General features: G+C 62.5%; 24 protein-coding genes. 11 read left to right on the plus strand and 13 right to left on the minus strand.

Going from position 1 to position 21,476, the window contains the following annotated elements; translation table 11 throughout:
* Positions 1–27: 27 nt before the first annotated feature.
* From SCL_RS01725 to phoB, 8 genes are all read right to left on the minus strand, one after another.
* Entirely contained in the window at positions 28–318 is a 291-nt protein-coding gene (locus SCL_RS01725) for a c-type cytochrome (protein ID WP_096359402.1), read from the minus strand.
* Complete coding sequence (locus SCL_RS01730) at positions 315–638, minus strand: hypothetical protein (protein WP_096359404.1); 324 nt, start codon at positions 636–638, stop codon at positions 315–317. Before SCL_RS01730 ends, SCL_RS01725 begins: the two co-directional genes overlap by 4 nt.
* Complete coding sequence (locus SCL_RS01735) at positions 635–1,594, minus strand: permease (RefSeq protein WP_096359406.1); 960 nt, start codon at positions 1,592–1,594, stop codon at positions 635–637. Before SCL_RS01735 ends, SCL_RS01730 begins: the two co-directional genes overlap by 4 nt.
* A 44-nt stretch (positions 1,595–1,638) precedes the next feature.
* Positions 1,639–1,992, minus strand: coding sequence for a metalloregulator ArsR/SmtB family transcription factor (locus SCL_RS01740; RefSeq protein WP_420823628.1), 354 nt, complete (start codon positions 1,990–1,992; stop codon positions 1,639–1,641).
* Positions 1,993–2,133: 141 nt separating this feature from the next.
* Positions 2,134–2,595 (minus strand): phosphate-starvation-inducible PsiE family protein, encoded by a 462-nt coding sequence (locus tag SCL_RS01745; protein ID WP_172425876.1) that lies wholly within the window; start codon positions 2,593–2,595, stop codon positions 2,134–2,136.
* Between the two features lie 280 nt (positions 2,596–2,875).
* Entirely contained in the window at positions 2,876–4,387 is a 1,512-nt protein-coding gene (locus tag SCL_RS01750; RefSeq protein ID WP_096359410.1) for an alkaline phosphatase PhoX, read from the minus strand.
* A 98-nt stretch (positions 4,388–4,485) separates the two neighbouring features.
* Positions 4,486–5,808 (minus strand): phosphate regulon sensor histidine kinase PhoR, encoded by a 1,323-nt coding sequence (gene phoR / locus SCL_RS01755; RefSeq protein WP_096359412.1) that lies wholly within the window; start codon positions 5,806–5,808, stop codon positions 4,486–4,488.
* Between the two features lie 3 nt (positions 5,809–5,811).
* Entirely contained in the window at positions 5,812–6,501 is a 690-nt protein-coding gene (gene phoB, locus SCL_RS01760) for a phosphate regulon transcriptional regulator PhoB (protein ID WP_096359414.1), read from the minus strand.
* Between the two features lie 156 nt (positions 6,502–6,657).
* On the opposite strand from phoB, the gene SCL_RS01765 reads away from it, so the two are divergent.
* The 5 genes from SCL_RS01765 (at position 6,658) to SCL_RS01785 (ending at position 11,123) form a co-directional block, all read left to right on the plus strand.
* On the plus strand, positions 6,658–7,038 hold the full coding sequence (locus SCL_RS01765; protein WP_096359416.1) for a gamma-butyrobetaine hydroxylase family protein: 381 nt from the start codon (positions 6,658–6,660) through the stop codon (positions 7,036–7,038).
* Between the two features lie 6 nt (positions 7,039–7,044).
* Positions 7,045–7,806, plus strand: a complete 762-nt coding sequence (gene ubiE, locus SCL_RS01770; RefSeq protein WP_096359418.1) for a bifunctional demethylmenaquinone methyltransferase/2-methoxy-6-polyprenyl-1,4-benzoquinol methylase UbiE — start codon at positions 7,045–7,047, stop codon at positions 7,804–7,806.
* Between the two features lie 99 nt (positions 7,807–7,905).
* Positions 7,906–8,514, plus strand: a complete 609-nt coding sequence (locus SCL_RS01775; protein WP_096359420.1) for a ubiquinone biosynthesis accessory factor UbiJ — start codon at positions 7,906–7,908, stop codon at positions 8,512–8,514.
* On the plus strand, positions 8,511–10,169 hold the full coding sequence (gene ubiB / locus SCL_RS01780; protein WP_096359422.1) for a ubiquinone biosynthesis regulatory protein kinase UbiB: 1,659 nt from the start codon (positions 8,511–8,513) through the stop codon (positions 10,167–10,169). The genes SCL_RS01775 and ubiB overlap by 4 nt, the downstream gene beginning before the upstream one ends.
* Before the next feature lie 48 nt (positions 10,170–10,217).
* Positions 10,218–11,123: a hypothetical protein gene (locus tag SCL_RS01785; RefSeq protein ID WP_172425877.1), complete on the plus strand. Its 906-nt coding sequence runs from the start codon at positions 10,218–10,220 to the stop codon at positions 11,121–11,123.
* A 97-nt stretch (positions 11,124–11,220) separates the two neighbouring features.
* On the opposite strand, the gene SCL_RS01790 is transcribed toward SCL_RS01785, so the two are convergent.
* From SCL_RS01790 to gpmI, 4 genes are all read right to left on the minus strand, one after another.
* Entirely contained in the window at positions 11,221–11,769 is a 549-nt protein-coding gene (locus SCL_RS01790) for a DJ-1 family glyoxalase III (protein WP_096359426.1), read from the minus strand.
* An 11-nt stretch (positions 11,770–11,780) separates the two neighbouring features.
* Positions 11,781–13,127 carry a S41 family peptidase gene (locus SCL_RS01795; protein ID WP_096359428.1) on the minus strand — a complete coding sequence of 449 codons (1,347 nt, stop codon included), beginning with the start codon at positions 13,125–13,127 and terminating at the stop codon, positions 11,781–11,783.
* A gap of 61 nt (positions 13,128–13,188) precedes the next feature.
* A complete protein-coding gene (locus SCL_RS01800; RefSeq protein ID WP_096359430.1) occupies positions 13,189–14,391 on the minus strand; it encodes a murein hydrolase activator EnvC family protein in 1,203 nt (400 codons plus the stop codon).
* Between the two features lie 8 nt (positions 14,392–14,399).
* Positions 14,400–15,980 carry a 2,3-bisphosphoglycerate-independent phosphoglycerate mutase gene (gene gpmI / locus SCL_RS01805; protein WP_096359432.1) on the minus strand — a complete coding sequence of 527 codons (1,581 nt, stop codon included), beginning with the start codon at positions 15,978–15,980 and terminating at the stop codon, positions 14,400–14,402.
* 148 nt (positions 15,981–16,128) lie between these two features.
* Here gpmI and SCL_RS01810 point away from each other — a divergent pair, with 148 nt between their 5' ends.
* The 5 genes from SCL_RS01810 (at position 16,129) to SCL_RS01830 (ending at position 18,843) form a co-directional block, all read left to right on the plus strand.
* Entirely contained in the window at positions 16,129–16,464 is a 336-nt protein-coding gene (locus SCL_RS01810) for an ArsR/SmtB family transcription factor (protein ID WP_096359434.1), read from the plus strand.
* Positions 16,465–16,562: 98 nt separating this feature from the next.
* Positions 16,563–16,976: a rhodanese-like domain-containing protein gene (locus SCL_RS01815; protein WP_096359436.1), complete on the plus strand. Its 414-nt coding sequence runs from the start codon at positions 16,563–16,565 to the stop codon at positions 16,974–16,976.
* Positions 16,977–16,978: 2 nt separating this feature from the next.
* A complete protein-coding gene (grxC, locus tag SCL_RS01820) occupies positions 16,979–17,233 on the plus strand; it encodes a glutaredoxin 3 (protein ID WP_096361798.1) in 255 nt (84 codons plus the stop codon).
* Positions 17,234–17,273: 40 nt separating this feature from the next.
* Complete coding sequence (gene secB / locus SCL_RS01825; RefSeq protein ID WP_172425878.1) at positions 17,274–17,744, plus strand: protein-export chaperone SecB; 471 nt, start codon at positions 17,274–17,276, stop codon at positions 17,742–17,744.
* A gap of 91 nt (positions 17,745–17,835) precedes the next feature.
* Positions 17,836–18,843, plus strand: a complete 1,008-nt coding sequence (locus SCL_RS01830) for an NAD(P)H-dependent glycerol-3-phosphate dehydrogenase (RefSeq protein ID WP_096359440.1) — start codon at positions 17,836–17,838, stop codon at positions 18,841–18,843.
* A 121-nt stretch (positions 18,844–18,964) separates the two neighbouring features.
* Here the strand turns inward: SCL_RS01830 and trmL are convergent, their stop codons facing one another.
* Positions 18,965–19,429, minus strand: a complete 465-nt coding sequence (trmL, locus tag SCL_RS01835; protein WP_096359442.1) for a tRNA (uridine(34)/cytosine(34)/5-carboxymethylaminomethyluridine(34)-2'-O)-methyltransferase TrmL — start codon at positions 19,427–19,429, stop codon at positions 18,965–18,967.
* Positions 19,430–19,538: 109 nt separating this feature from the next.
* Between trmL and SCL_RS01840 the strand changes: the two genes are divergently transcribed.
* A complete protein-coding gene (locus SCL_RS01840) occupies positions 19,539–21,458 on the plus strand; it encodes an O-antigen ligase family protein (RefSeq protein WP_172425879.1) in 1,920 nt (639 codons plus the stop codon).
* Positions 21,459–21,476: the final 18 nt, after the last annotated feature.

Below are 21,476 nucleotides of genomic sequence, written 5' to 3' on the forward strand. Positions count from 1 at the left end.
CCTGGCCGTGCCTGAATATTCCGGCGTTCAGAATTTGTAAAAATGCGTGTTGAGATAGGCGGTGACATCGTCGACATCCTGTTCCGACAAGGTCGGGTTGTAGTAATCGCCCCAGCGCGCCACCTCCTGGCGCAACGCCGACAGTGACTTGATCTTGCGCTGCGGCGAGGTGTACAGACTGGTGCCGTGGCAGGGCAGGCACACTGCGTGCAGCTGCTCGCCGCGCGCCGGGTCACCGGCTCCGGTGGCGGAGCAGCCGGTCGCCGCCAAGCCGAGCACGAGCAGCGCCGCTGCTGTATGTCGTGCCAAAGTGCTCATGGCGCAGCTCCCCCGCGCAACCGCTGACGCTGGCGTTGTGGTTCGCATTGCAACGCATCGATTCCGAGCGCGCGCGCCCGAGCCTGCATTTCGTTCCGGTGCGCCTGCCGCACCGCGGCCCGTTCCTGCGGCGTGCGCGTCGCGCGCATGCGCGCGCGGTAGGCCTCGCGTTCCACCGGGGTCATCAGGTCGGCGCAGTAGATCAGCTCGCGCGGCTCGGCGGCGGTTGCCGGCGCCGGATCCGTGCCCTGTGCCCGGACCGGCAACATCCACAACGCGACCATGGCGAGGCCGCACCCAACGGCAGTCAGCTTGTTCATGACGTTACCCCCAACTGGTTGAACAGCAGGCCCACGATCACGAAGGCCGTGGCCAAGTAGCCGGTGAACACCCCGAGCAACGGCCACTTCGCGACCTTGCGCAGGATCACCATTTCCGGCAGCGACAGCGCCGTTACCGCCATCATGAAGGCCAGCACGGTGCCGAGCGGTACACCCTTTTGCAGCAGCACTTCGGCGATCGGGATGATGCCGACAGCGTCGGAATAGAGTGGCACCCCGACCGCCACGGCGCCGACGACCGAGAGGAATCCGCCATCGCCGGCGATACGCGCCACGAAATCCTGCGGCACGTAACCGTGAATCAGGGCACCGACGCCGACGCCGATCAGGACAAACTTCCAGATGCGGCCGACGATCTCGCGCACCTGCGCCAAGGCGTATTCATGCCGGCCCTTGAGCGAGACGTCAGGTGCTGCGCGTTGCGCCTCGCCCACGTGGATTTTCCAGACGTATTCTTCGACCCAGCGTTCGGGGCGAAAGCGCTCGATCACGAAGCCGCCGACGAAGGCCACGGTCAGGCCGGTGGCGACATAGATCGCGGTCGTCTGCCAGCCAATCACCGATGCCAGCACCACGATCGCGACCTCGTTGATCATCGGGCTCGCGATCAGGAACGACAGCGTTACGCCCAGAGGGATGCCGGCCTCGACGAAACCGATGAACAGCGGAATCGACGAGCAGGAGCAGAACGGCGTCACCGCCCCGAGCCCGACCGCCATGAAACGCGCCGAGACGTTCGAGCGCGAGCGGATGAACTCGCGCACCCGTTCCGGTGCCAGCATGGCGCGCAGCAGGCCCATGACGTAAATCACCAGCGTCAGCAGCACCAGGATCTTGGTTACATCCATGACGAAGAAATGCAGCGCCGCGCCGAGAGCCGTGTCCCGCATGCCGGCGAGGTCGTAGACGATCCAGTTGGCGAGGGCTTCGAACATGATTCATCCGGCGAAATCCTTGTTACATCGGTTGACGACGGTCGTCAGGCGCAGCAGCGCACCGGCGGCCGGGTCGGCGCGCCGCGCAGGCGCTTGCGGTCCTGCGCCAAGGGTTTGGCCGCGGCATTGGCCTGGCTCGCGGTGGTCAGAATTTCGCGTGACCAGGCCGGTAAATCAGGATTGAGACGATAGTGGATCCACAGTCCCTCGCGCCGGTCGCTGACGATCCCGGCCTCGCGCAGCGTGGCCAGATGACGCGAGACCTTGGGCTGGGATTCCTTGAGTGCATGGGTCAGTTCGCAGACACACAACTCGCCTTCCGTGGCCAGCAGCAGCAGGCAACGCAAACGCGTCGGGTCGGCCAGGAGCGGGAAGAAGTTTTCGACGGTAACCATCAACCTAAATATATGCCCGAACATATATATGTTCAAGCATATATATAAAACGCCTGATTTACCGGATATATCGGGGGGAAACCGTCATTGCGCGGCTGCTCATGGCGCCGGGCCAACGAATCCCGGCTGAAACAGCGAGAATGGCTAACGTGCGTCGCCAGTGGTTTCGGGCGAGAAGCGCGTCGTCACGATGCGCAGTCCGACCAGTACCAGGATGACACCGAGCCCGAGCAGCACCTTCTCGGGCGCGTACTCGCGGAACCACAGGCCCATGAGCTCACCGATCAGCACCACCAGCGCGGTGTCGAGGATGAAGGTGACGCGCACGCGCCCGAGCTTGAGGTAGGACTGCAGGGTGCGTATGACTTCGAGCAGCGCCAGCATGATCAGCGTATCGATGATGGCGCGCTCGGCGACGCTGGCCCAGCCGCTCGCCAGCACCTGGCGCAGGTCGAGGACGAGCGCAATCACGCCCGCGCCCATCCAGGCGCACAGCGCGATAATCGCGAGTCCCGTAAGCGAGCGCACCAGCACGAGGTAAAACCGGTCGGCAAGCTGAAGCCAACGATCGCCATCGTCGGCTGTCGACACGCGCTCTGTTGGCATGGTGGATGTTTCCTTGTCACCACGGCTGTCCGGTTCTGACAGAGAGTTGAGTTCGGGTCTCGTGAATTTTTGCGCCAAGTTGTGCATGGATGGAATATTAGTCATGGCTTATGAAGACTGGATGAAATGTTGATGAATTTTTGGTTTGAAAAGCGGAAAGCCGGCCAAAAAAAGAAAAGGCCGCGTATGCGGCCTTGTCAGTCAGGAGCTCCGGGGAGGAGATTGCCGGTTATACATCCATGCAGGCGCGGCTCCCGGCGCGCTTCTTGCTATCTGCTGCTTACCACCACTGCCAGGCATCCTTCTTGCCGCGGAGCTTGAAGCCGGTGATCTTCAGCACATCGTCGGTCGGATAGCCGTCAGCCGCCGGCATGTTGGCGTCGTTGCTGTGCTGGATCGAGACATACGCGGTCGTGCCGGAGGCGTCGAACAGAAAGCCGGTCGGTTCGGCCGAGCTGTCCTTCACCGACAGTATTTTCACGCAGCCGTCAGTCTTGATGTCGCGGTCCATGCCGTCCGGCAGGCAGGCGAAAATGTCGCCGTTGTCGTGATCCTCGATCACGTAGACGTTGCCGGTTTTGGGCTGGAACTCGAGATTGTCGAAGGAGTTGAAATCGGTATCGCCTTCGACAAAGCGGTTCACCGCCACCGTGCGCTGGGTATTGCTGGCGGTGAGCGGAGCGCGGTCCACGCCGCAAACGACTTCGGCGTAATTCGCGCCTTCCTCGTTGCCGGTGTTGGTCCAGCAGAAGCGTACTGCTTCCAGGTTGAGCTCGTCCTGGTACGCCGGATCCTGGTGCAGGTCCTCTGGCCGGTAGTAACCGGTGGCGCCGGCAGAATCAGCATCACTGCGCGCGGTGGCGGCGTTGACCGCTACCCACGCGGCGTTGCCGATTTCGCAACCCTGACCGTATTGCTGGTTGTTGTTCACGCAGGAGACCTGCATGGCATACACCGATCCGGCCGCGAGAGGCGATTCGGAGAGGTTGGCGAGGGGTCCCGATACCAGGCGCGGCATGGCCGGCACGAACTTGAAAATTGCGCCGCCATCGCGGTCGGCGCCACCCGTGCCCGGACGCAGCTCGTCGCCGGCGATCACCACGCCGGTCGGCAGCACCGCGAGGCCTTCCCAGGCCATCGTCGGCAGCGCCGTGCGCTTGGCGATGTTGGCCGGGTCGGTCACCGTGCCGCTGGCGCGGTCGATCACGGTCTGCTCGGTCACGCCGAGCGGGTTGAATATCTCGTAGGCGCCGCCGCTCGAGGTTTCCTCGGTGGCGAGGATCGTGCCCCAGGCCGTGGCGCGGATGCCGTCGCAACTGGTCATCCCGCGCAGGATGGTCTCGACCGCGCCGTTATCGAGATTAATACGCTGTACCGACGGGTTGAGCTTGTCGCCGGCGTCGTACACGTTTGGCATACCGCCATCGATCAGGAACTGGCGTCCGCCTTCGATGCAGCTGATGAGATGGGTCGGATTTTGCGCCGGATAAAACGCCATCATGTCGGTGGCATTGGCGGCCTCGCGCGTCAGGTATTCCACTTTCAGGCCATGGGCGACCAGTGCCTGGTCGTAGGGTGGCTGAAGCGGTGTGCGGTACGGTCCGACCGTGGGCGGGGCCGAGGCTTCGAGCGGCTTTTCCACCCCGAACAGCTTTTCGGACTGTGCCTTGAGAAGTTGCTCGACCTTGAGGCCGAAATCGGCGTCATCGTCGGCCTGGGCCGCGAACGGGGCGAATGCCGTGGCCATGGCTACGGCAAACATGCAGGGTTTCAACAGCGGTACATGTTTCATGATGTGACTCCTTGACGGGTTGAACGATTCCGCGCAGGAGCCTAGCGACGCGTTGTGACGCGCGCGTTATGCAAACACGACAGATTGGTGACAGCGAATCAGGCGATGCCGGAAACGGGGTGGTCGACGCGCCGTGCGCGGGCGGTGGGAAAGACGCAGGTGAAGGTGCTGCCGACCCCGGGTTCGCTCTCGATATCGAGACGGGCATCGTGACGCAACAACACGTGCTTGACGATGGACAGGCCGAGGCCGGTGCCGCCCGAAGCGCGCGAGCGCGCCGTGTCCACGCGGTAGAAGCGCTCCGTGAGATGCGGGACGTGCTCGAGCGCAATGCCTTCGCCGGTGTCGCTGACGCTGAAACAGGCGCTCCCGTCCGGCGCCGCCTTCCAGGCGAGCGCGATGCGGCCGCCGGCCGGGGTGTAGCGCACGGCGTTATTGACCAGGTTGGAAAACGCGCTGAGCAGCTCCTCGCGGCTTCCAAGCAGTCGCAGCGATTTGTCAGTCTCGACGGTGATGACATGATGCTGCTCGCCGCTCAGCAGCTCCGCCTGTTCCTTGAGCCCGGCCAGCAGCGCCGTTACGTCCACGGTTTCGTCGTGGGTGCGCGGCGCCGCGGTCTCCAGTTTCGACAGCATGAGCAGATCGTCCACCAGCCGCTGCATGCGTACGGCCTGTTCCTGCATGGTCGCAAGGTATTTTTTCAGATCCTCCATGCGTATCTGGTCCATATGGCCCAGGGTCTCGACGAAACCGCCGAGCACGGTGAGCGGCGTGCGCAATTCGTGCGAGACGTTGGCGACGAAATGGCGGCGCATCTGTTCGAGGCGCGCGAGGCGTGTGACGTCGCGTCCGATCACGAGCTTTTGCAGGCTGCCGAACGGGGTGACCTGGATCGAGAGCTTGATTTCACTGTTTTCCGGAGAGTCGATCTCCAGCAGTTCGGAATAGTCGCCGTGTTGCAGGTATTGAACGAAATCGGGATCGCGCAGCAGGTTGAACAGGCGCGTGCCGGCATCGCGCGGGTAGCGGATGCCGAACAGGCGTCCGGCGGAGGGGTTGGCCCATTCGATATCGCTTTCCTGCGACAGGATGACCATCGCATCCGGCATGGCCGCGGCGGCGCTCTGGAACCGGGTCAGCATGTCGTTCAGCCGGTCCTCGCGGTTTTCCGTCTGCTTCATGAGCTGGCGGATTTCGTCGAACACGTCGCCCCACAGACCCCCGGCATCGGGAATTTCAGCCTGCTGGCGGTTACGCAGCCAGTGCCGCAGCCGCTGCAAATGGCGCAGCGTGAAAAAGATGTAGAGACCGAAACCGATGGCGGCGATGAGGAAAAGGCGGCCGGTGATGAGACCGAGCACGAGGCTGGTGATGGCGATGCCAACCAGAATCCAGATTTCACGCCAGATGGTTTGCGGCACGTATCAGTCCTGCGCCGAGAAGCGATAACCGGTGCCGCGTACGGTCTGGATCAGCCGGTCGTGGCCTGTGGGAGTCAGTATTTTGCGCAGACGTCTTATATGCACGTCCACCGTGCGTTCCTCGACGTACACGTTGTTGCCCCACACGTCGTTCAGCAGGCGCTCGCGGCTGTGCACACGCTCGGGATGGGTCATGAAGAAGTGCAGCAGGCGGAATTCGGTCGGACCCAGGCTGAGGGCTTTATTCGCCGCCGTGACCCGGTGTGTCACCGGATCCAGCGACAGCCCGCCGGTCTCGACGGCCAGTTCCGCCGCGTGCGGCGAGGTGCGCCGCAGCAATGCCCGGATGCGGGCCAGCAGCTCGCGCGTGGAAAACGGCTTGGTGATGTAATCGTCCACGCCGCTGTCGAGCCCCCTGACCTTGTCCTCCTCCTCGGTGCGCGCGGTCAGCATGATGACCGGGATATCCTCGGTCAGCTTTTCGCGCCGCAGCTGGCGGGCGTAATCCATGCCGCTGACCTTCGGCAGCATCCAGTCGAGCAGGATCAGGTCGGGTTTGTCGGCCAGGATTTTTGTCCGGGCCTCGGCGGTGTCGCCGGCCTCGAGACAGTCGTAGCTGGCCTGGGCCAGCGCCAGGCACACCATCTGCCGGATGGCAGGTTCGTCGTCGACTATGAGGATTTTACCGCGCATGCGGGGAATTGCCGGGCCTTGTGTCCCTCGGGGTGGCGCCATTTCATACCATAATTATGACATTTTGGTTACCATATGACCTTTCGAAGACCATGGCTGAATTCCCTCCCGGAGCCAGTATAGTAGCGCCCTCATTATTCCCCGGACAGCACCAGCATGACCCAGATTACCGTCAGACCGACCGACATCAAGCTGCACCAGAAATCGCGCATTCTCGAAGTGGCGTTCGACGACGGCAGCCATTTCAAGCTGCCTTGCGAATATCTCAGGGTGTATTCGCCTTCGGCCGAGGTCCGCGGCCACGCGCCGGGACAGGAGGTGCTCCAGATCGGCAAGGAAAACGTGAACATCACCCACATCGAGCCGGTCGGCACCTACGCCATCTGCCTGTTTTTCGACGACGGCCATAGCACCGGGATCTATTCCTGGGACTGGCTGCATCAGCTGGGCATGAACCAGGACAAGCTCTGGAACCAGTATCTGGAACGGCTCGCCAAGGCCGGCCACCAGCGCAAGCCCGCCAAAGTCGCAGAGTAATTGCTTATGCCGGAACCCGGCTCACACGAACGCAAAACGCACTTCGGTTTCCGCGAAGTGCCGGAATCCGAGAAAGACGGCCTCGTCGCCGGCGTGTTTCATTCGGTCGCCGGCAAGTACGACCTGATGAACGACCTGATGTCGCTCGGCGCGCATCGCCTGTGGAAGCAGTTCGCGACCGAGGCCAGCGGCGTGCGCGGCGGTTTCCGCGTGCTCGACGTCGCCGGCGGTACCGGCGACATGGCGGCGAAGTTCGCCTTGCGTGTCGGCAGGCGCGGTCAGGTGGTGATCGCCGACATCAACAGCTCCATGCTGGAAGTCGGGCGCGGGCGCCTGGCGGATCAGGGCTTCGCGGGCAATGTGGATTTCGTGCAGGCCAACGCCGAGAACTTGCCGTTTCCGGAAAATTATTTCGACCGCGTCAGCATCGCCTTCGGGCTGCGCAACGTGACGCATATCGACCGCGCCCTGGCGTCCATGTTCCGGGTGCTGAAGCCGGGCGGGGCGCTGCTGGTGCTGGAGTTCTCGCGGCCCGTGGTGCCGGGACTGAACCAGTTGTATGACGCCTACTCGTTCAACGTGCTGCCGTGGCTGGGACGCGTGGTGGCGCGGGACGAGGGCAGTTACCGCTATCTCGCGGAGTCGATCCGCAAGCATCCCGATCAGGAGACGCTCAAGGGGATGATGGAGCGAGCGGGGTTCGAGCGTGTGCAATATTTCAATTTGACCGGCGGCATCGTCGCCCTGCACAAAGGATATAAATACTGATTCACCGCAGAGAGCGCAGAGGACGCAGAGATTATAAAATAAACTGATTTGCCGCTCTCTGCGATCTCTGCGTACTCCGCGGTGAGATTTCTTACAAATATGTTTTCGTCTTTTACGACAATATTGGAACAGGCCATCAATCGCGCGCTGCGGCTCGACCCCGATACGCTGGCGCGGTTGGCCGGGCTCGAGGGCAAGGTGATACGTCTGCGGGCCGCCGGCGATTCCCCGTTTGAAATTTTCGTACTGCCGGACGCCTCCGGGCTGCGGCTGCGCACAGGGCACGATCGTGAACCGGATGTGACCCTTACCGGCGATATTCCCGTGATATTCCGCTTTGCGCTGCGCCGGTTTGTTCCGGATGTCGTGGCCGCGGGCGAGGTACAGGTCAGCGGCGACATCGATCTCGGGCAGCGTTTCCAGCGCATCCTGGAGCAAACCGATATCGACTGGGAAGAGCAGGCGGCGCGCGTTGTGGGTGATGTGCCGGCGCATCAGCTGGGCAACGCCCTGCGCCACCTGGGCGGCTGGTCGCGGCAGACGCTGCACACGCTGCGCCAGGATCTCGGTGAATACCTTCAGGAAGAAAGCCGCCTGTTGCCCGTGCGCCCGCGCGCGAACGCGTTTCGACATTCGGTGGAGACGCTGGAGCGTGAACTGGAGAACCTGGAACGGCGCCTGGCACGTTTGCGCGAGATGGCACCATGACGCGTTTGCGCCAGCTTGGCCGGTTGCTGCGCATCACCCGGGTTTTCGTGCGCCACGATCTCGACGAGTTCGTCACCGCCATTCATCTGTTCCGTCCCTATCGCCTGCTGCTGCGGATGGCGCCATGGCGGCTGTTCGCGCGGCGCAACGTCCCGCGCGGCGTGCGGCTGCGCGAGGCGCTGGAGGAACTGGGACCGGTGTTCGTGAAATTCGGCCAGATGCTGTCCACCCGCCCGGACCTGTTGCCGGAAGATATTGCGGAAGAACTCGCCAGGCTCCAGGACCGCGTGCCGCCGTTTTCCGCCGAAGCATCGGTGCGGCTGATCGAGCAGGCCCTGGGCGGCAAGCTTGAGACCTGGTTCAGCGAGTTCAGCCGCGAGCCGATCGCCTCGGCCTCGGTGGCGCAGGTGCATATCGCGCGGCTGCACGACGGCGCCGAAGTGGCGGTCAAGGTGCTGCGCCCCGGCATCGAATCGGTCATCGAACGCGATCTGGAGCTGCTGTATCTGCTGGCGCGCCTGGCCCTCCGCTATGCGCCGCCGGCGCGCCGCTTCCGGCCGGTCGAGGTGGTGGATGAATTCAGCAAGACCATTCACGACGAGCTCGACCTGCGGGTGGAATCGGCCAACGCCAGCCGCCTGCGCGCCAATTTCGAGGGTTCCACGCTGTTGCACGTGCCCAAGGTGTACTGGGACCTGACGCGCCGCACGGTGATGGTGCTGGAGCGCATTCACGGCATTCCCATCGGCAACGTCGAAGGCCTGAAAGCCGCCGGCATCGACATGCGGATGCTGGCGCACAACGGCGTGGAGATTTTCTTCACCCAGGCGTTCCGCGACGGGTTTTTCCACGCCGACATGCACCCCGGCAATATATTCGTTTCGCCCGAGGGCCAGTACCGGGCCGTGGATTTCGGCATCATGGGCACGCTCGGCGAGAAGGACAAGCGTTACCTGGCGGAGAATTTCCTGGCGTTCTTCAACCGCGACTACCATGCCGTGGCCGATTCTCATCTGCGCGCCGGCTGGGTCGCGCCGGGCACCAATCTGGTCGAGTTCGAGGCCGCCATCCGCACCGTCTGCGAGCCGGTGTTCGCCCGGCCCATCAAGGAGATCTCCTTCGGCCGGTTCCTGCTGCACCTGTTTCAGACCGCGCGCCGTTTCAACATGGAAGTCCAGCCGCAGCTGGTGCTGCTGCAAAAGACCCTGTTCAATATCGAAGGGCTGGGTCGGCGGCTGTATCCCGATCTCGACCTGTGGGAGACCGCCAAACCCTATCTCGAGCGCTGGATGAGCGAGCACATGGGCCCGCGCGCCTTTCTCAAGAGCCTGCGCCGGGAATTCCCCAAGTGGTGGGCGATGTTGCCGGAAATTCCGTCGCTGCTGCACGAAAGCCTGCGGCGCGCCGGCGAGACCGACGCGGCGCAGGAGGCGCGGGTCAGAGAACTTGAGGAACTGCGCCGGCAGCTGCGCCACCAGCAGCGCCGGCTGTATTTCGCCATTGCCGGCAGTGGCTCGCTGATCGCCGGCGCCGTATTTCTGGGCATGGGCATGCCAGTTTCCGGCGTCTGGGCGTGGGAACAGCTGACGGGGTGGGCCCTGGCGGCGGCGGGAGCCTTCCTATTGCTGCGTGGCTGGCCGCGCCGAAATCCATGATCAACGGTATGCCGACTGTTGTTGCATTTATGCTAGAATTTCACCTAATTGCAACAAATCCATGATCCGATGAAGCGGGTAAAGGTCAACCAAGCGGTTCTGGCGGGCGCGGCATTGATACTGACCGCGGGCCCGGCCCTGTCTGCGCCGACGGGCAAGCTTTCCTGGCTCAACGATACCTCCTTCGCGGGCGTTGGTCCGGTAGGGGCGCCGGAAATACGTCCCCTGAATTCGGCGGATTACACCTCCTTCGGCATCAACCTTTACAGCTCCCGGCAGGGCGCCGTGGAAGAGGCCTATCCGGAAGATGCCCGCGGCATCGCCCCGGAGGCCAATACCGTCCGTCTTTACGGCGAGGTCGAATCGTCCCGTTCCGGGACCGGCAGTTTTGCTTCCCTGGAGGATTCTTCTCCGGGCCGGGTCAACGTTTTTGGCGTGGCTTGGCAGCATCGCCTGAATGCCATGAACACTTTTGCGGTGTCGGCGGAATATGGCGAAGGTGCGGCGGTCTATCCCCAGTCGCTGGACACGCTCGATACCCGTGCCGCGTTTTCCTGGACCAGCGTGCTTCCCAGCGCCGTCAGGCCAAGCGTAACCGGCAGCGTTTTCCTCGGCGATGAAATGGCGCGTGAGGAAATCTACCGGCATCTGGGCCGCCGGTATTATGGTTTTACCGTCGGCGGCAGCCTGACGCTGTTCCAGTCGCACACGCCCTACGTGTCGTTCAGGATGCAGCGCAGCGTGTATGAAACCTCGGAAGACTCGCTGTTGGTTGCGCCACGCACCGGCGATCGCTCGTTGCTGTCGGCGGGCTGGAAATGGCAGGCGGGCCGTGATTTAAGCCTGCAGGCCGAGGCGAGTTACGGTTTGGGTGAGGCGTCCAGCAGCAGCCTGGATCCCTACAGCCTGGAGCGCAGCCGTATCCTCTTCGGCACGCGCTTCGGGTTTAAATAAAATTCAAAAACTTTAGCCACAGAGATCACAGAGGGCACAGAGAAAGAAATTGGTTTTTTACTCTGTGCCCTCTGTGATCTCTGTGGCCAGTTTTTTCCTAACGCTGTAAACCGGCCTCGACTTGGTCGCGTTTTTCCTTCCCGGCCAGCAGTGCAATCAGTTCCAGCGCAAAATCCATGGCAGTGCCGGGACCGCGCGAGGTGATGACCCGGCCGTCGGTGACGACGGCGCTGTTCTCCAGTCGCACGTTCGGCCATTGCGCAGGATCGAGTGTACCGGGGAAAGAGGTGGCGCGTTTTCCTTCGAGCACGCCGGCGCGGGCCAGGACCCTGGGTGCGGCGCAGATGGCGGCGGTGAAGCGTTTATCCCGCGCCATTTTTCCGGCCAGCGCGAGAATACGCGTGTCCTGCTCCAGGTGGGTGGCGCCGGGCTGGCCGCCGGGCAGCACCAGCATGTCGTATTCGCGCGCGAGCGCCTGATCGAGCGTGGTGTCCGGCAACAGCACCGTGCCGCGGCTGCCTTTTACCGGCGCGGTGTCCAGACCGGCCGTGACCACTTCGATGCCGGCGCGCCGCAACAGATCGACGACAGTGACCGCCTCCAGTTCTTCCACGCCTTGCGCCAGAGGAACCAGGACGGTCGCCATTCCTGTGCCTCTCAGTTGCTTTGCGCCCTGAAGAAACTGATGCCCTTGAGCAGGTTCAGCGCTTCCTGCAGCTGATAGTCCTCCGCCGCCGGGGCTTTGCCGGTTTCGTCCTTTTTCTTTTCGTCTTTCCTGTCTTCCTTTTTCGGCTCTTCCTTCGGCTTGGCCATTTCATCGCCGTTTTCCAGATGCCGCGCCAGATCGGCCTCGCGCAGACGATCGCCGGCTTCGCTCTTGGTGATGCGGGCCTCCTCGGCGACGATATCCGGCTCGATGCCGGAGGCCTGGATCGAGCGTCCGCTCGGAGTGTAATAGCGTGCGGTCGTGATCTTGAGCGCGGCGCCGTTGCTGACCGGAATGATGGTCTGCACCGAGCCCTTGCCGAAGCTCTTCGTGCCCATGATGACGGCGCGTTTGTGGTCCTGCAGCGCCCCGGCGACGATTTCCGAGGCGGAGGCCGAGCCGCCGTTGATCAGCACCACGATCGGCGCTCCATTCAGCACGTCACCCGGGTTGGCGGCCAGTTTCATTCTGGAATCCGCCACGCGGCCTTCGGTGTAAACGATCAGCCCCTTGTCGAGGAAGGCGTCGCTCACGCCGACGGCGGCATTCAGCACGCCGCCGGGATTGTTGCGCAGATCGAGCACCATGCCGCGGAGCCGGCCCTTGTTGTCCGCCTCCAGTTTCCGGATGACATCGGTGAGCCCCTTGTCGGTGCCGGCCTGAAACTGGGTGATGCGCACGTAACCGAAACCAGGCTCGAGCATGCGGCTTTTCACGCTCTGGATCTTGATGACCGCGCGCGTGAGCGTGATCTTGAGCGGCTTGGGAGCGCCTTCGCGCGCAATGGTGAGCGTGATGTCGGTGCCCGGCTTGCCGCGCATCATGCGCACGGCATCGGTCAGCGTCATGCCTTTCACGGCCTTGTCGTCCAGGCGGATGATGAGATCGCCGGTCTTGACCCCGCCGCGCGCGGCGGGGGTGTCCTCGATCGGGGAGACGACCTTGACGAAGCCGTTTTCCATCGTGACTTCGATGCCGAGGCCGCCGAACTGGCCTTCGGTCTCCACGCGCATGTCACGGAAGCTGTCCGCGTCCAGGTAGGCCGAATGCGGGTCCAGCCCCGAGAGCATGCCTTGAACGGCGTCTTCGAGAAGCTTTTTGTCCTCGACCGGCTCGACGTAGTCGGCCTTGATGCGGCTGAAGACCTCGGTGAAGGTGCGCAGCTCGTCGAGTGGCAGCGGCGTAGCCGATTCCTTGCCCGGTTCGCGCTCGGCCAGGACACCCATGTCGAGGATGACGGCGGCGCCGACGAACATCCCGAGGAACAGGACCAGAATATAACGTGTTGCGAGTTTCATTTAGATGATGCTCCGTTTGATGAACCGCCCGTGATGCGCCGGGCGGGAATAATAGCGGTCGTTATCGTGCTTTGCACCAGATCAGCGGATCGCGTGGTTGTCCGTTCTGGCGAATCTCGAAATAAACCGCCGGTTGCGCCATGTCACCGGTATTGCCCAGGCTGGCGACGATTTCGCCGGCCTCGACCCATTCGCCAACTCCCTTGTGCAGACTCTGATTATGGCCGTACAGCGTCATATAGCCATCTCCGTGGTCCAGAATCAAGAGTAGCCCAAAACCCCTCAGCCAGTCGGCGAACACCACGCGCCCGCGAAACACGGATATGACGTTTTGGCCCTCGCGGCCGCCGATCAGCAGACCGCGCCATTTGAGGTTGCCCAGGTTCTTGCTGCCACCGTAGCGCGCGAGCAGCGGGCCGCGGGTCGGCAGTGGCAGGCGTCCCCGCAGTTTGGCAAAGGGGGTGCCGGCGCGGGGCGGCAGGTTCGGTTCGGGCAGAACCGTTTTCAGCTCCTCGATCAGCTGCTCGAGGCGCTTTTCGTCCGCGCGCAGCCGTTCCATCTGCTGCGACTGGCCGCGCACCTCGCGGTTGAGGCTGGCGAGCAGTTCGCCGCGCCGCGCGCGCGAGGTTTCGAGCGCGGTTTTTTGTTCGTGCTGGCTGGTGCGCAAATCGTCCAGATCGCGGCGCTGCGCGCGTATCTGCTGTTCGAGCGTTTCCAGCCGGGAAAGGGTCATCTGCGTCTGGCTGATACGTTCGGTCCGTGCCCGGTTCAGATAGTCATAGTATGTAGCAACACGCGCGACGCGCGCCGGGTTTTCCTGGTTGAGCAGCAGCTTGAGGTACTCCTGGCGGCCCATGTGATAAGCCATGTAAATCTGGCGCGCCAGCTGCTGCCGCTGCGCGCCAAGATTGCCGCGTTCCCGGGCGGCGCGGGCATTGAGGTCCGCCAGTCTTTTTTCATTGGCGCGCAGCTGCGCTTCGGTCATCCTGAGATTATTCATCAGGCCACCGATGCGGCGCTCCAGTCCGCGGACTTCCTCGCGCACGTCGTCGCGCCGGCCGCGGGTTTCATTGAGCCTTTCCTGGAGCGCCTCGATGCGTCCGCGCAGCTGTTTCAGTCTCGCCTCTTCTCCGCCGCGGCCATCGGCGGCGTGGGCCGGAAAAAGAACAGCGATCAGGAAAGCGAGCAGGACAGCCGCGATCGTCCGCCCGGATTGGCAAGCGTCCTTTTTCCGTCTCGGCGTGAAGACAGCGGAAGATATCACCGCGTGCGTCAGGTGCGGCCCTCGGCGGTCGCCGCCGGCTGGCTCTGCAGGGTGACCAGCGGCCGGCCGGTCATCTCGGTCGGCAGCGGCAGGCCCAGGAGATAAAGCATGGTTGGCGCGATGTCCTCGAGCGCGCCGCTCGGCGCCAGCGTGGCCGGTCGGCCTATATATAGGAATGGCACCGGGTTGGTGGTGTGCGCGGTGTGCGGTTGGCCGGTCTCGAAGTCGAACATCTGTTCGGCGTTGCCGTGATCGGCGGTGATGAGCATCTCGCCCCCCGTTTCCTTGACCGCTTTGTAAATGTTCGCCAGACATTGATCCACCGCCTCGATGGCCTTCACGGTGGCCTCGAAATCGCCGGTATGGCCGACCATGTCGGGGTTGGCGTAATTGCAGATGATCACGTCGTAATGCCCCGCACGGATGGCCTTGACCACTTCTTCCGTGAGTTTCGGCGCGCTCATCTCCGGTTTGAGGTTGTAGGTGGGCACGTCGGTCGGGGAGGGGATCAACAAGCGGTCCTCGAATTCGAACGGCGTTTCCACGCCGCCGTTGAAGAAGAACGTCACGTGCGCGTATTTCTCGGTCTCCGCGATGCGCAACTGATGCCGGCCGAGGCTCGCCAGGTACGAGCCCATCACGTTGCGCAGGCGTTCCGGCGGAAATGCGACCGGCACGTGGAATTCGGAGTTGTATTCGGTGAGGCTCACGAAGGCGCCGAGCTTGGGCACCACCTCGCGCGGGAAGGCGTCGAAATTTTTCTCGATGAAGGGACGCGTGATCTGGCGCGCGCGGTCGGAGCGGAAATTCATGAATATGACGACGTCGCCATCGGCGATGCGCGCCGGTTTTTCGCCGGGCGGCACGATGGCGGTGGCCTTGACGAACTCGTCGGTTTCGCCGCGGGCATAGGCCATTTCCAGCGCTCCCGCCGCGGTCGCGGCGGTGAATTCCCCCTTGCCCTGCGTCATCAGGTCATAGGCGGCCTGGACGCGCGGCCAGCGGTGATCGCGGTCCATGGCGTAGTGGCGGCCGATGATGGAAGCAAAACGGCCGTGTTTCAGGGCGGCGAATTTTTCCTGCATCGCCTTGATCGAGGCGGCCGCGCTTTGCGGCGGGGTGTCGCGGCCGTCGAGAAAGGCGTGCAGATAGAGCCGGGTGGCGCCGCGGCGCGTCGCCAGTTCCGCCACGGCATGAATGTGTTCCTCGTGGCTGTGGACGCCGCCGGGTGAAAGCAGGCCCATGACGTGCACCGCGCTTCCGGTTTTAACCGCCAGATCGATGGTGTCGGTGAGGGTCTTGTTGGTGAAGAAGGTGCCGGTGCTGATCGCCCGGTTGATGCGCGTGTATTCCTGGTAAACCACCCGGCCGGCGCCGAGGTTGAGATGGCCGACTTCCGAGTTGCCCATCTGGCTGGAGGGCAGGCCGACAGCGGCTTCCGAGGCGTGGATCAGGGTGTGGGGATACTGCTTCCAGAGCATGTCCCACACGGGTTTGCGCGCGGCGGCGATGGCGTTGTACTGGGTGTCCTGACGGTAACCCCAGCCATCCAATATGATCAGAACCAAGGGTTTAGGGATAAATGACATACTCTAGGGCCCAAATATCGGTTATATCAGTCTTTTCAAAATTACTAATATTGTATAATGTTTTCCCTCGCGCATCAGCCGTACCCGCTGATACCACGGCTCCAGAGAGGGGAGCGTGGGCGCAGAGCGATCCATGAGGCCTGAAGACATGAGCGCCGCCGCAGAAAAAGTCGAAGATGTCCTGATTACCAACGAAGATGACATTCATCTTGCCTCCCGCTCCCTGAAAGCCATGGCGCACCCGCTGCGCCTGAAAATCCTCTGTATTCTGGGGGGACATACCGAGGTCAGCGTGCAGGATATCGTCGAGCAGGTCGGCACCTCGCAAAGCAACATCTCGCAGCATCTTTCGATCCTGCGCGACAAGGGCATCCTGGCCGCGCGCAAGGACGCCAACAAGGTTTATTACCGCATCAGTGACCCGAAAATCCTGCAATTGATCGGCTCGCTGCGCGAGGCCTTTTGCAGCGCGGTCCGGCGCTGACCAGTTTGTTGAAAACCTGTCCCTGCACCCTGCCCAACAACCGGTGGAGCCCGGCAACCCCATGCCGGCCCGCCCACAACCTTTTCGACAACCAATAAATGCTACAGTTCGTCATCAATAACTGGTATCTGTTCGTCGCCCTGGCCGTCATCCTGTTTCTGCTGGCGACCGGCCCCATCAGCCAGCAGATGTACGGCATCCGCAACGCCAATGCCGCGCAGGCGATCCAGCTGCTGAACCGCGAGAACGGCGTGGTGGTGGACGTGTGCGAGCCCAAGGAATTCAGCGCCGGGCACGTGCCGAATGCGATCAACCTGCCGTTGTCGTCGCTGAAAGACCAGCTGCGCAATCTTGAGAAGCACAAAAACAAACCGATCATCGTCAGCTGTCGCAGCGGCAATCGCTCCCTCAAGGCGGCGGTGATCCTGCGCAAGCACGGATTCGCCACGGTTTACAATCTTGCCGGCGGTTTGCAGGCGTGGGAGCGCGACAATCTGCCGCTGGAGAAGTGAGCGTGACGAAAGTGCTGATGTACAGCAGCCGCCTTTGCCCCTATTGCCGCATGGCGGAACGGTTGCTGGAAAAGAAAGGGGCGCAGACCGAGAAGGTGATGGTGGACGAAAACCCGGCGCGCCGTGACGAGATGATCCGGCGCGCGGGCCGGACCAGCGTGCCGCAGATTTTCATCGGCGAGACGCATGTCGGCGGATACTCGGAACTGGCGGAGCTGGAACGCGCCGGCCAGCTGGACGCGTTGTTGAAGTCGTGATTTTTTTGTCAGACATAACCAGATAATGAGTGAGGGAAAGATGGCGGAGCCTGGTCAGCAATCGAACACCGTTTTCAGCGTAGAGAAAATATACATCAAGGACGTATCCTATGAGGCGCCGGGCGTCCCCCTGGTTTTTTCGCAGTCGCAGAATTCCGGCGCGGAAATCGGCGTGCAGCTCGGCCTGGAACACAGCGCGCTCGCGGCGGAGCAGGGCCTGTATGAAGTGGCGCTGACCATAACCGCCACCGCCAGGCGCGATAACAAGAATATTTTCCTCGTGGAAGTGAAACAGGCGGGCATTTTTCGCATCGATGGTGTCAGCCCCGAAACACTGCAGCGCGCCCTTGAAATCAGTTGCGCCTACGTGCTGTTGCCGTTTGCGCGCGAGGCCGTGAACAATTTCGTCGAGAAGGGCGGGTTTCCGCAACTGCTGATTACCCCGATCAATTTCGAGGCGTTGTACGAGCAGAAGCATTCAGCCCCGGCGAGCCAGCCCAGCATCAATTGACAAAGCGCGAGACATGAATCGTGAATCGTGAGAAACACAATGGCATTGCTCACGCCTTGCCGTTCACGGTTCACGACTTGCGGTTCACGCCATGACCGGCGGCGCCAAATCCACCATCACCGTCCTCGGGGCCGGATCCTGGGGCACGGCACTGGCATTACTGCTCGCGCGCAATGGCCATACGGCGCTGCTCTGGGGCAATGATCCCGCCGCCCAGGCGCGACTGGAACGGGAACGCCAGAACCGGGCTTATCTTCCCGACGTCGCTTTCCCCGCCAATCTGCGAATCGCCGCATCACTGGCCGAGGCGGCCGGCGCCTCGTCGCGTTTCCTCATGGCCGTCCCGAGCCATGCGTTTCGTGCCACCCTCACGACCTTGCTGCCGCATGTAGCGCACGACACCGTGCTTGCCTGGGCCACCAAAGGGCTCGAGCCCGGGAGCGGAAAATTGCTTAGCCAGGTTGCCGGGGAGGTGCTCGCCGGCCGCTGCTCGCCGGCGGTGATATCGGGACCGACGTTCGCGCGCGAGGTGGCCCTCAACATGCCGACGGCGCTGACGGTCGCCTCGGAGAGTGAAACCGTGGCAGAAGACGTGGCCTCCTGGCTGCGTAACGAGCGAATGCGTGTTTATACCAGCCGCGATGTCGCCGGCGTGCAGCTGGGCGGGGCCATCAAGAACGTCATGGCCATCGCCGCCGGCATCAGCGATGGTCTCGGCTTCGGGGCCAACGCGCGCGCCGCGCTCATCACGCGCGGGCTGGCCGAGCTCACGCGTCTCGGCGTGGCCATGGGCGGGCAGAAGGAAACCTTCATGGGACTCACCGGCGCGGGCGACCTGATACTGACCTGCACCGACAACGCCTCGCGCAACCGCCGCGTAGGGCTCGCGCTCGGGCAGGGAAAAAAACTGCCCGACATTCTTTCCGCGCTGGGTCAGGAGGCCGAGGGCGTGGCCACGGCGCGCGAACTGTATCAGCTCGCGAAGCGATTGAATGTCGAGATGCCGATCACCGAGCAGGTATATCGCGTGCTGTACGAGAAGCTGCCGCCCCAGGCCGCGGTCGAGACGCTGCTCAGTCGCGAGCCGCGGCAGGAATAAACGTCGCCCAGCTTCAATAGTTCAGCCACAGAGATCACAGAGCACACAGAGGTAAAAAAGAGGCAGCATTAACTCTGTGCCCTCTGTGCCCATTTTTTATTTTGTTATGGATTCCAGGTAATTACTTCCCGCCGCTGAATCCCCGCTGCCGCCAGGCTTCGTAAACTGCCACGGCCACGGCATTGGAAAGATTCAAGCTGCGATTGCCGGGCTGCAGCGGCAAGCGCAGCTTGTGTTCCTCCGGAAGCGAGTCCAGCAAGGCTTGGGGCAAGCCGCGTGTTTCGGGACCGAAAAGCAGGGCGTCGTTCTCCTTATATTCCATTTCCGTATAGAGCCGTGTGGCACGCGTGGTGAAAGCGAGCAGCCGCGGCGGTTTCACGCTTTCGAGAAAGCCTTCGAGGCTCGCATGTGTCATTACCTCCGCCCACTCGCGGTAATCCAGCCCGGCGCGTCGCAATTCCCTGTCCTCCAGCCGGAAGCCGAGCGGTTCGATCAGGTGCAGGCGCGCGCCGGTGTTGGCGCACAGGCGCATGATGTTGCCGGTGTTGGGCGGAATCTCGGGTTGGTAGAGCACGACGTGAAACATGTCCGGGTTTCCTTGGCGCGGGTTTGAACTGGTGTTTCATGGCGGATTGTATATAAGTAGAGAAGGAACCCGCAGCCCCGCAACCGTCCGTTCAGGGAGGAACTCAACGGTGGTCAGAAAAAATACAACCGGCCTGCCGGCGGTGCACGTCAGCTCGCTGTTGTTCATCTGTGCCTTGCTGCCGGCGCTCCTGTTCAAGGGCCCGCAGATCGAATTGTTCGCCATCACCCAGATCGTGCTGGTGCTGTGGCTGGGCTGGATATTCCTCAATTCCTACAAATCGGGTTTGCATATTCCCAGAACAACTCTGGCGTTGTGCCTGACATTGCTCTGGCTGTGGCTGGCTCTGTCGATTGCATGGAGTCTCGCGCCCGGCATCAGTGTCATCAATTTCTGGTGGGTCGGCAGCCTGGTACTGGTGTTCTGGCTTTATACCTTGACACCCGACCGCGACACCTTGTGGTTGAACGCCGCCGCGATCCTGCTGGTGATCGCCCTGGTGCTGGCGTTGATGGGGATTTATCAGGTCCTGGTGCTGGAGCAGCACGCCCGCTCCGTTTTTGAAACGCGCAACACGCACGCGGCTTTCCTCAATCTTGTGGCGCTGCCGGCCGCAGCATACTTTCTGCAGACGATTGCAGATAAAACCCTGCCACGCCACTATTCCGTCGTATTGGGGGCAGTTCTGTTTTTCCTGTTTCTGTCCATTTTCCTGACAGCCAGCCGGGGGGCGACCCTGAGTCTCGCCATCAGCATGGGTCTGCTGGTGGTGCTGAGTCTGCGTTGTGTTCCCCGGCGGGCCCTGATCCTGTTGCTGGGGCTGTTGGCAGCGGCCTTTCTGGCCACGAAGTTGTCACATGGTGAATTGAGCGAGCGCCTGCCCCAGCTGGTGCAGGATTCACCGCGTCGCCTCATTTGGGAATCCTCCTGGAATTTGTTGCAGGCGTCGCCATGGCAGGGCATCGGGCTCGGACTTTTTTATCTGGCCTATCCGCCGTATCGCAACCCGGCGGACAGTTCCGGCGGGTTTTTCGCGCACAATGACTACCTGCAAATCTGGATCGAAACCGGTCTGCCGGGCCTGGTGCTGCTGCTGACGGTGCTGGTCACGGCGACGACGCTGTTCGTGCGTGCCCTGCGCAGGACGGGGCTGCGCGATCGCACACACCTCGAAATGACGGGCCTTTTCTGCGGGTTGATGACAGTGGCCGGACACAGCGTCGTGGATTTCAATCTGTATATATTGTCCATCATGATGATGTCGGGCCTGGCGATGGGCCGGTTTCACGAACTGGCCCTCGGCAAGCTGAAAGCGTCAACGCTGACGCTGCGCCCCTCCCGGTTTGTCGGCAGGCAAGCCTATCGTCCGATTGTCCTGCTGCTCGTATTGCTGCCCATTTTTTATTTCCTGGCGCTGGGCATGGCCAACTCCTATTACGACCGGGGGATGGCGCAGGCACGTGAAGGCAAATTGCAGGAGGCTGACGAGAGCCTGGCCACCGCGCACCAGCTCACACCCTCGGATGACCGCATCCTGATAGCGCACGCCGACCTGTACCGGCACGCCGTCGCCACGCTCCCGGCGGATGATCCCGGAAGGAAAACGCTGTATGAAGACGCGCTGCGGTTCCTGGATCAGGCGCAGCAGGCCAACGCGCTGCGAGGACTGACCTTCGTCATTCGCGGGCGGCTCTATCAGCAGAATCCGGCATTTGCCGGCGAGAGCGGGCAGACGCTTGCCATCGAGTCCTTCCGGCGCGCACTGGCGCTGAATCCGCGGCTGTTCCAGGGGCGGATGGATTACGTTTCCCTGTTGCTGCAGGCCGGCAACAAGCAACAGGCGCTTGAGAGCCTGGATGAAGGTGTCAGGCATGATTATCCCGTCATGCCGGAGTTGATCCCCTTCTACTCCCTGACTGCGAAACTCAGGCGCGAGGCCGGCAGGGCGGAAGAAGCCGGGGCCCTGGAAGCCAGGATCAGGGAACTCGAAAAACAGACTGTCTCCGCGTATCAACTTCGCGGATATTAGCCCTATCCCCCGCGACAC

Source organism: Sulfuricaulis limicola (assembly GCF_002355735.1).
Lineage (GTDB): Bacteria > Pseudomonadota > Gammaproteobacteria > Acidiferrobacterales > Sulfurifustaceae > Sulfuricaulis > Sulfuricaulis limicola.

What these genes read in the sequence shown, in the direction of transcription:
- SCL_RS01725 (WP_096359402.1), bottom strand. Translation starts at nt 318, where the DNA reads ATGAGCACTTTGGCACGACATACAGCAGCGGCGCTGCTCGTGCTCGGC.
- SCL_RS01730 (WP_096359404.1), bottom strand. Translation starts at nt 638, where the DNA reads ATGAACAAGCTGACTGCCGTTGGGTGCGGCCTCGCCATGGTCGCGTTG.
- SCL_RS01735 (WP_096359406.1), bottom strand. Translation starts at nt 1,594, where the DNA reads ATGTTCGAAGCCCTCGCCAACTGGATCGTCTACGACCTCGCCGGCATG.
- SCL_RS01745 (WP_172425876.1), bottom strand. Translation starts at nt 2,595, where the DNA reads ATGCCAACAGAGCGCGTGTCGACAGCCGACGATGGCGATCGTTGGCTT.
- SCL_RS01750 (WP_096359410.1), bottom strand. Translation starts at nt 4,387, where the DNA reads ATGAAACATGTACCGCTGTTGAAACCCTGCATGTTTGCCGTAGCCATG.
- phoB (WP_096359414.1), bottom strand. Translation starts at nt 6,501, where the DNA reads ATGCGCGGTAAAATCCTCATAGTCGACGACGAACCTGCCATCCGGCAG.
- SCL_RS01765 (WP_096359416.1), top strand. Translation starts at nt 6,658, where the DNA reads ATGACCCAGATTACCGTCAGACCGACCGACATCAAGCTGCACCAGAAA.
- ubiE (WP_096359418.1), top strand. Translation starts at nt 7,045, where the DNA reads ATGCCGGAACCCGGCTCACACGAACGCAAAACGCACTTCGGTTTCCGC.
- SCL_RS01775 (WP_096359420.1), top strand. Translation starts at nt 7,906, where the DNA reads ATGTTTTCGTCTTTTACGACAATATTGGAACAGGCCATCAATCGCGCG.
- ubiB (WP_096359422.1), top strand. Translation starts at nt 8,511, where the DNA reads ATGACGCGTTTGCGCCAGCTTGGCCGGTTGCTGCGCATCACCCGGGTT.
- SCL_RS01790 (WP_096359426.1), bottom strand. Translation starts at nt 11,769, where the DNA reads ATGGCGACCGTCCTGGTTCCTCTGGCGCAAGGCGTGGAAGAACTGGAG.
- SCL_RS01795 (WP_096359428.1), bottom strand. Translation starts at nt 13,127, where the DNA reads ATGAAACTCGCAACACGTTATATTCTGGTCCTGTTCCTCGGGATGTTC.
- gpmI (WP_096359432.1), bottom strand. Translation starts at nt 15,980, where the DNA reads ATGTCATTTATCCCTAAACCCTTGGTTCTGATCATATTGGATGGCTGG.
- SCL_RS01810 (WP_096359434.1), top strand. Translation starts at nt 16,129, where the DNA reads ATGAGCGCCGCCGCAGAAAAAGTCGAAGATGTCCTGATTACCAACGAA.
- SCL_RS01815 (WP_096359436.1), top strand. Translation starts at nt 16,563, where the DNA reads ATGCTACAGTTCGTCATCAATAACTGGTATCTGTTCGTCGCCCTGGCC.
- secB (WP_172425878.1), top strand. Translation starts at nt 17,274, where the DNA reads ATGGCGGAGCCTGGTCAGCAATCGAACACCGTTTTCAGCGTAGAGAAA.
- SCL_RS01830 (WP_096359440.1), top strand. Translation starts at nt 17,836, where the DNA reads ATGACCGGCGGCGCCAAATCCACCATCACCGTCCTCGGGGCCGGATCC.
- trmL (WP_096359442.1), bottom strand. Translation starts at nt 19,429, where the DNA reads ATGTTTCACGTCGTGCTCTACCAACCCGAGATTCCGCCCAACACCGGC.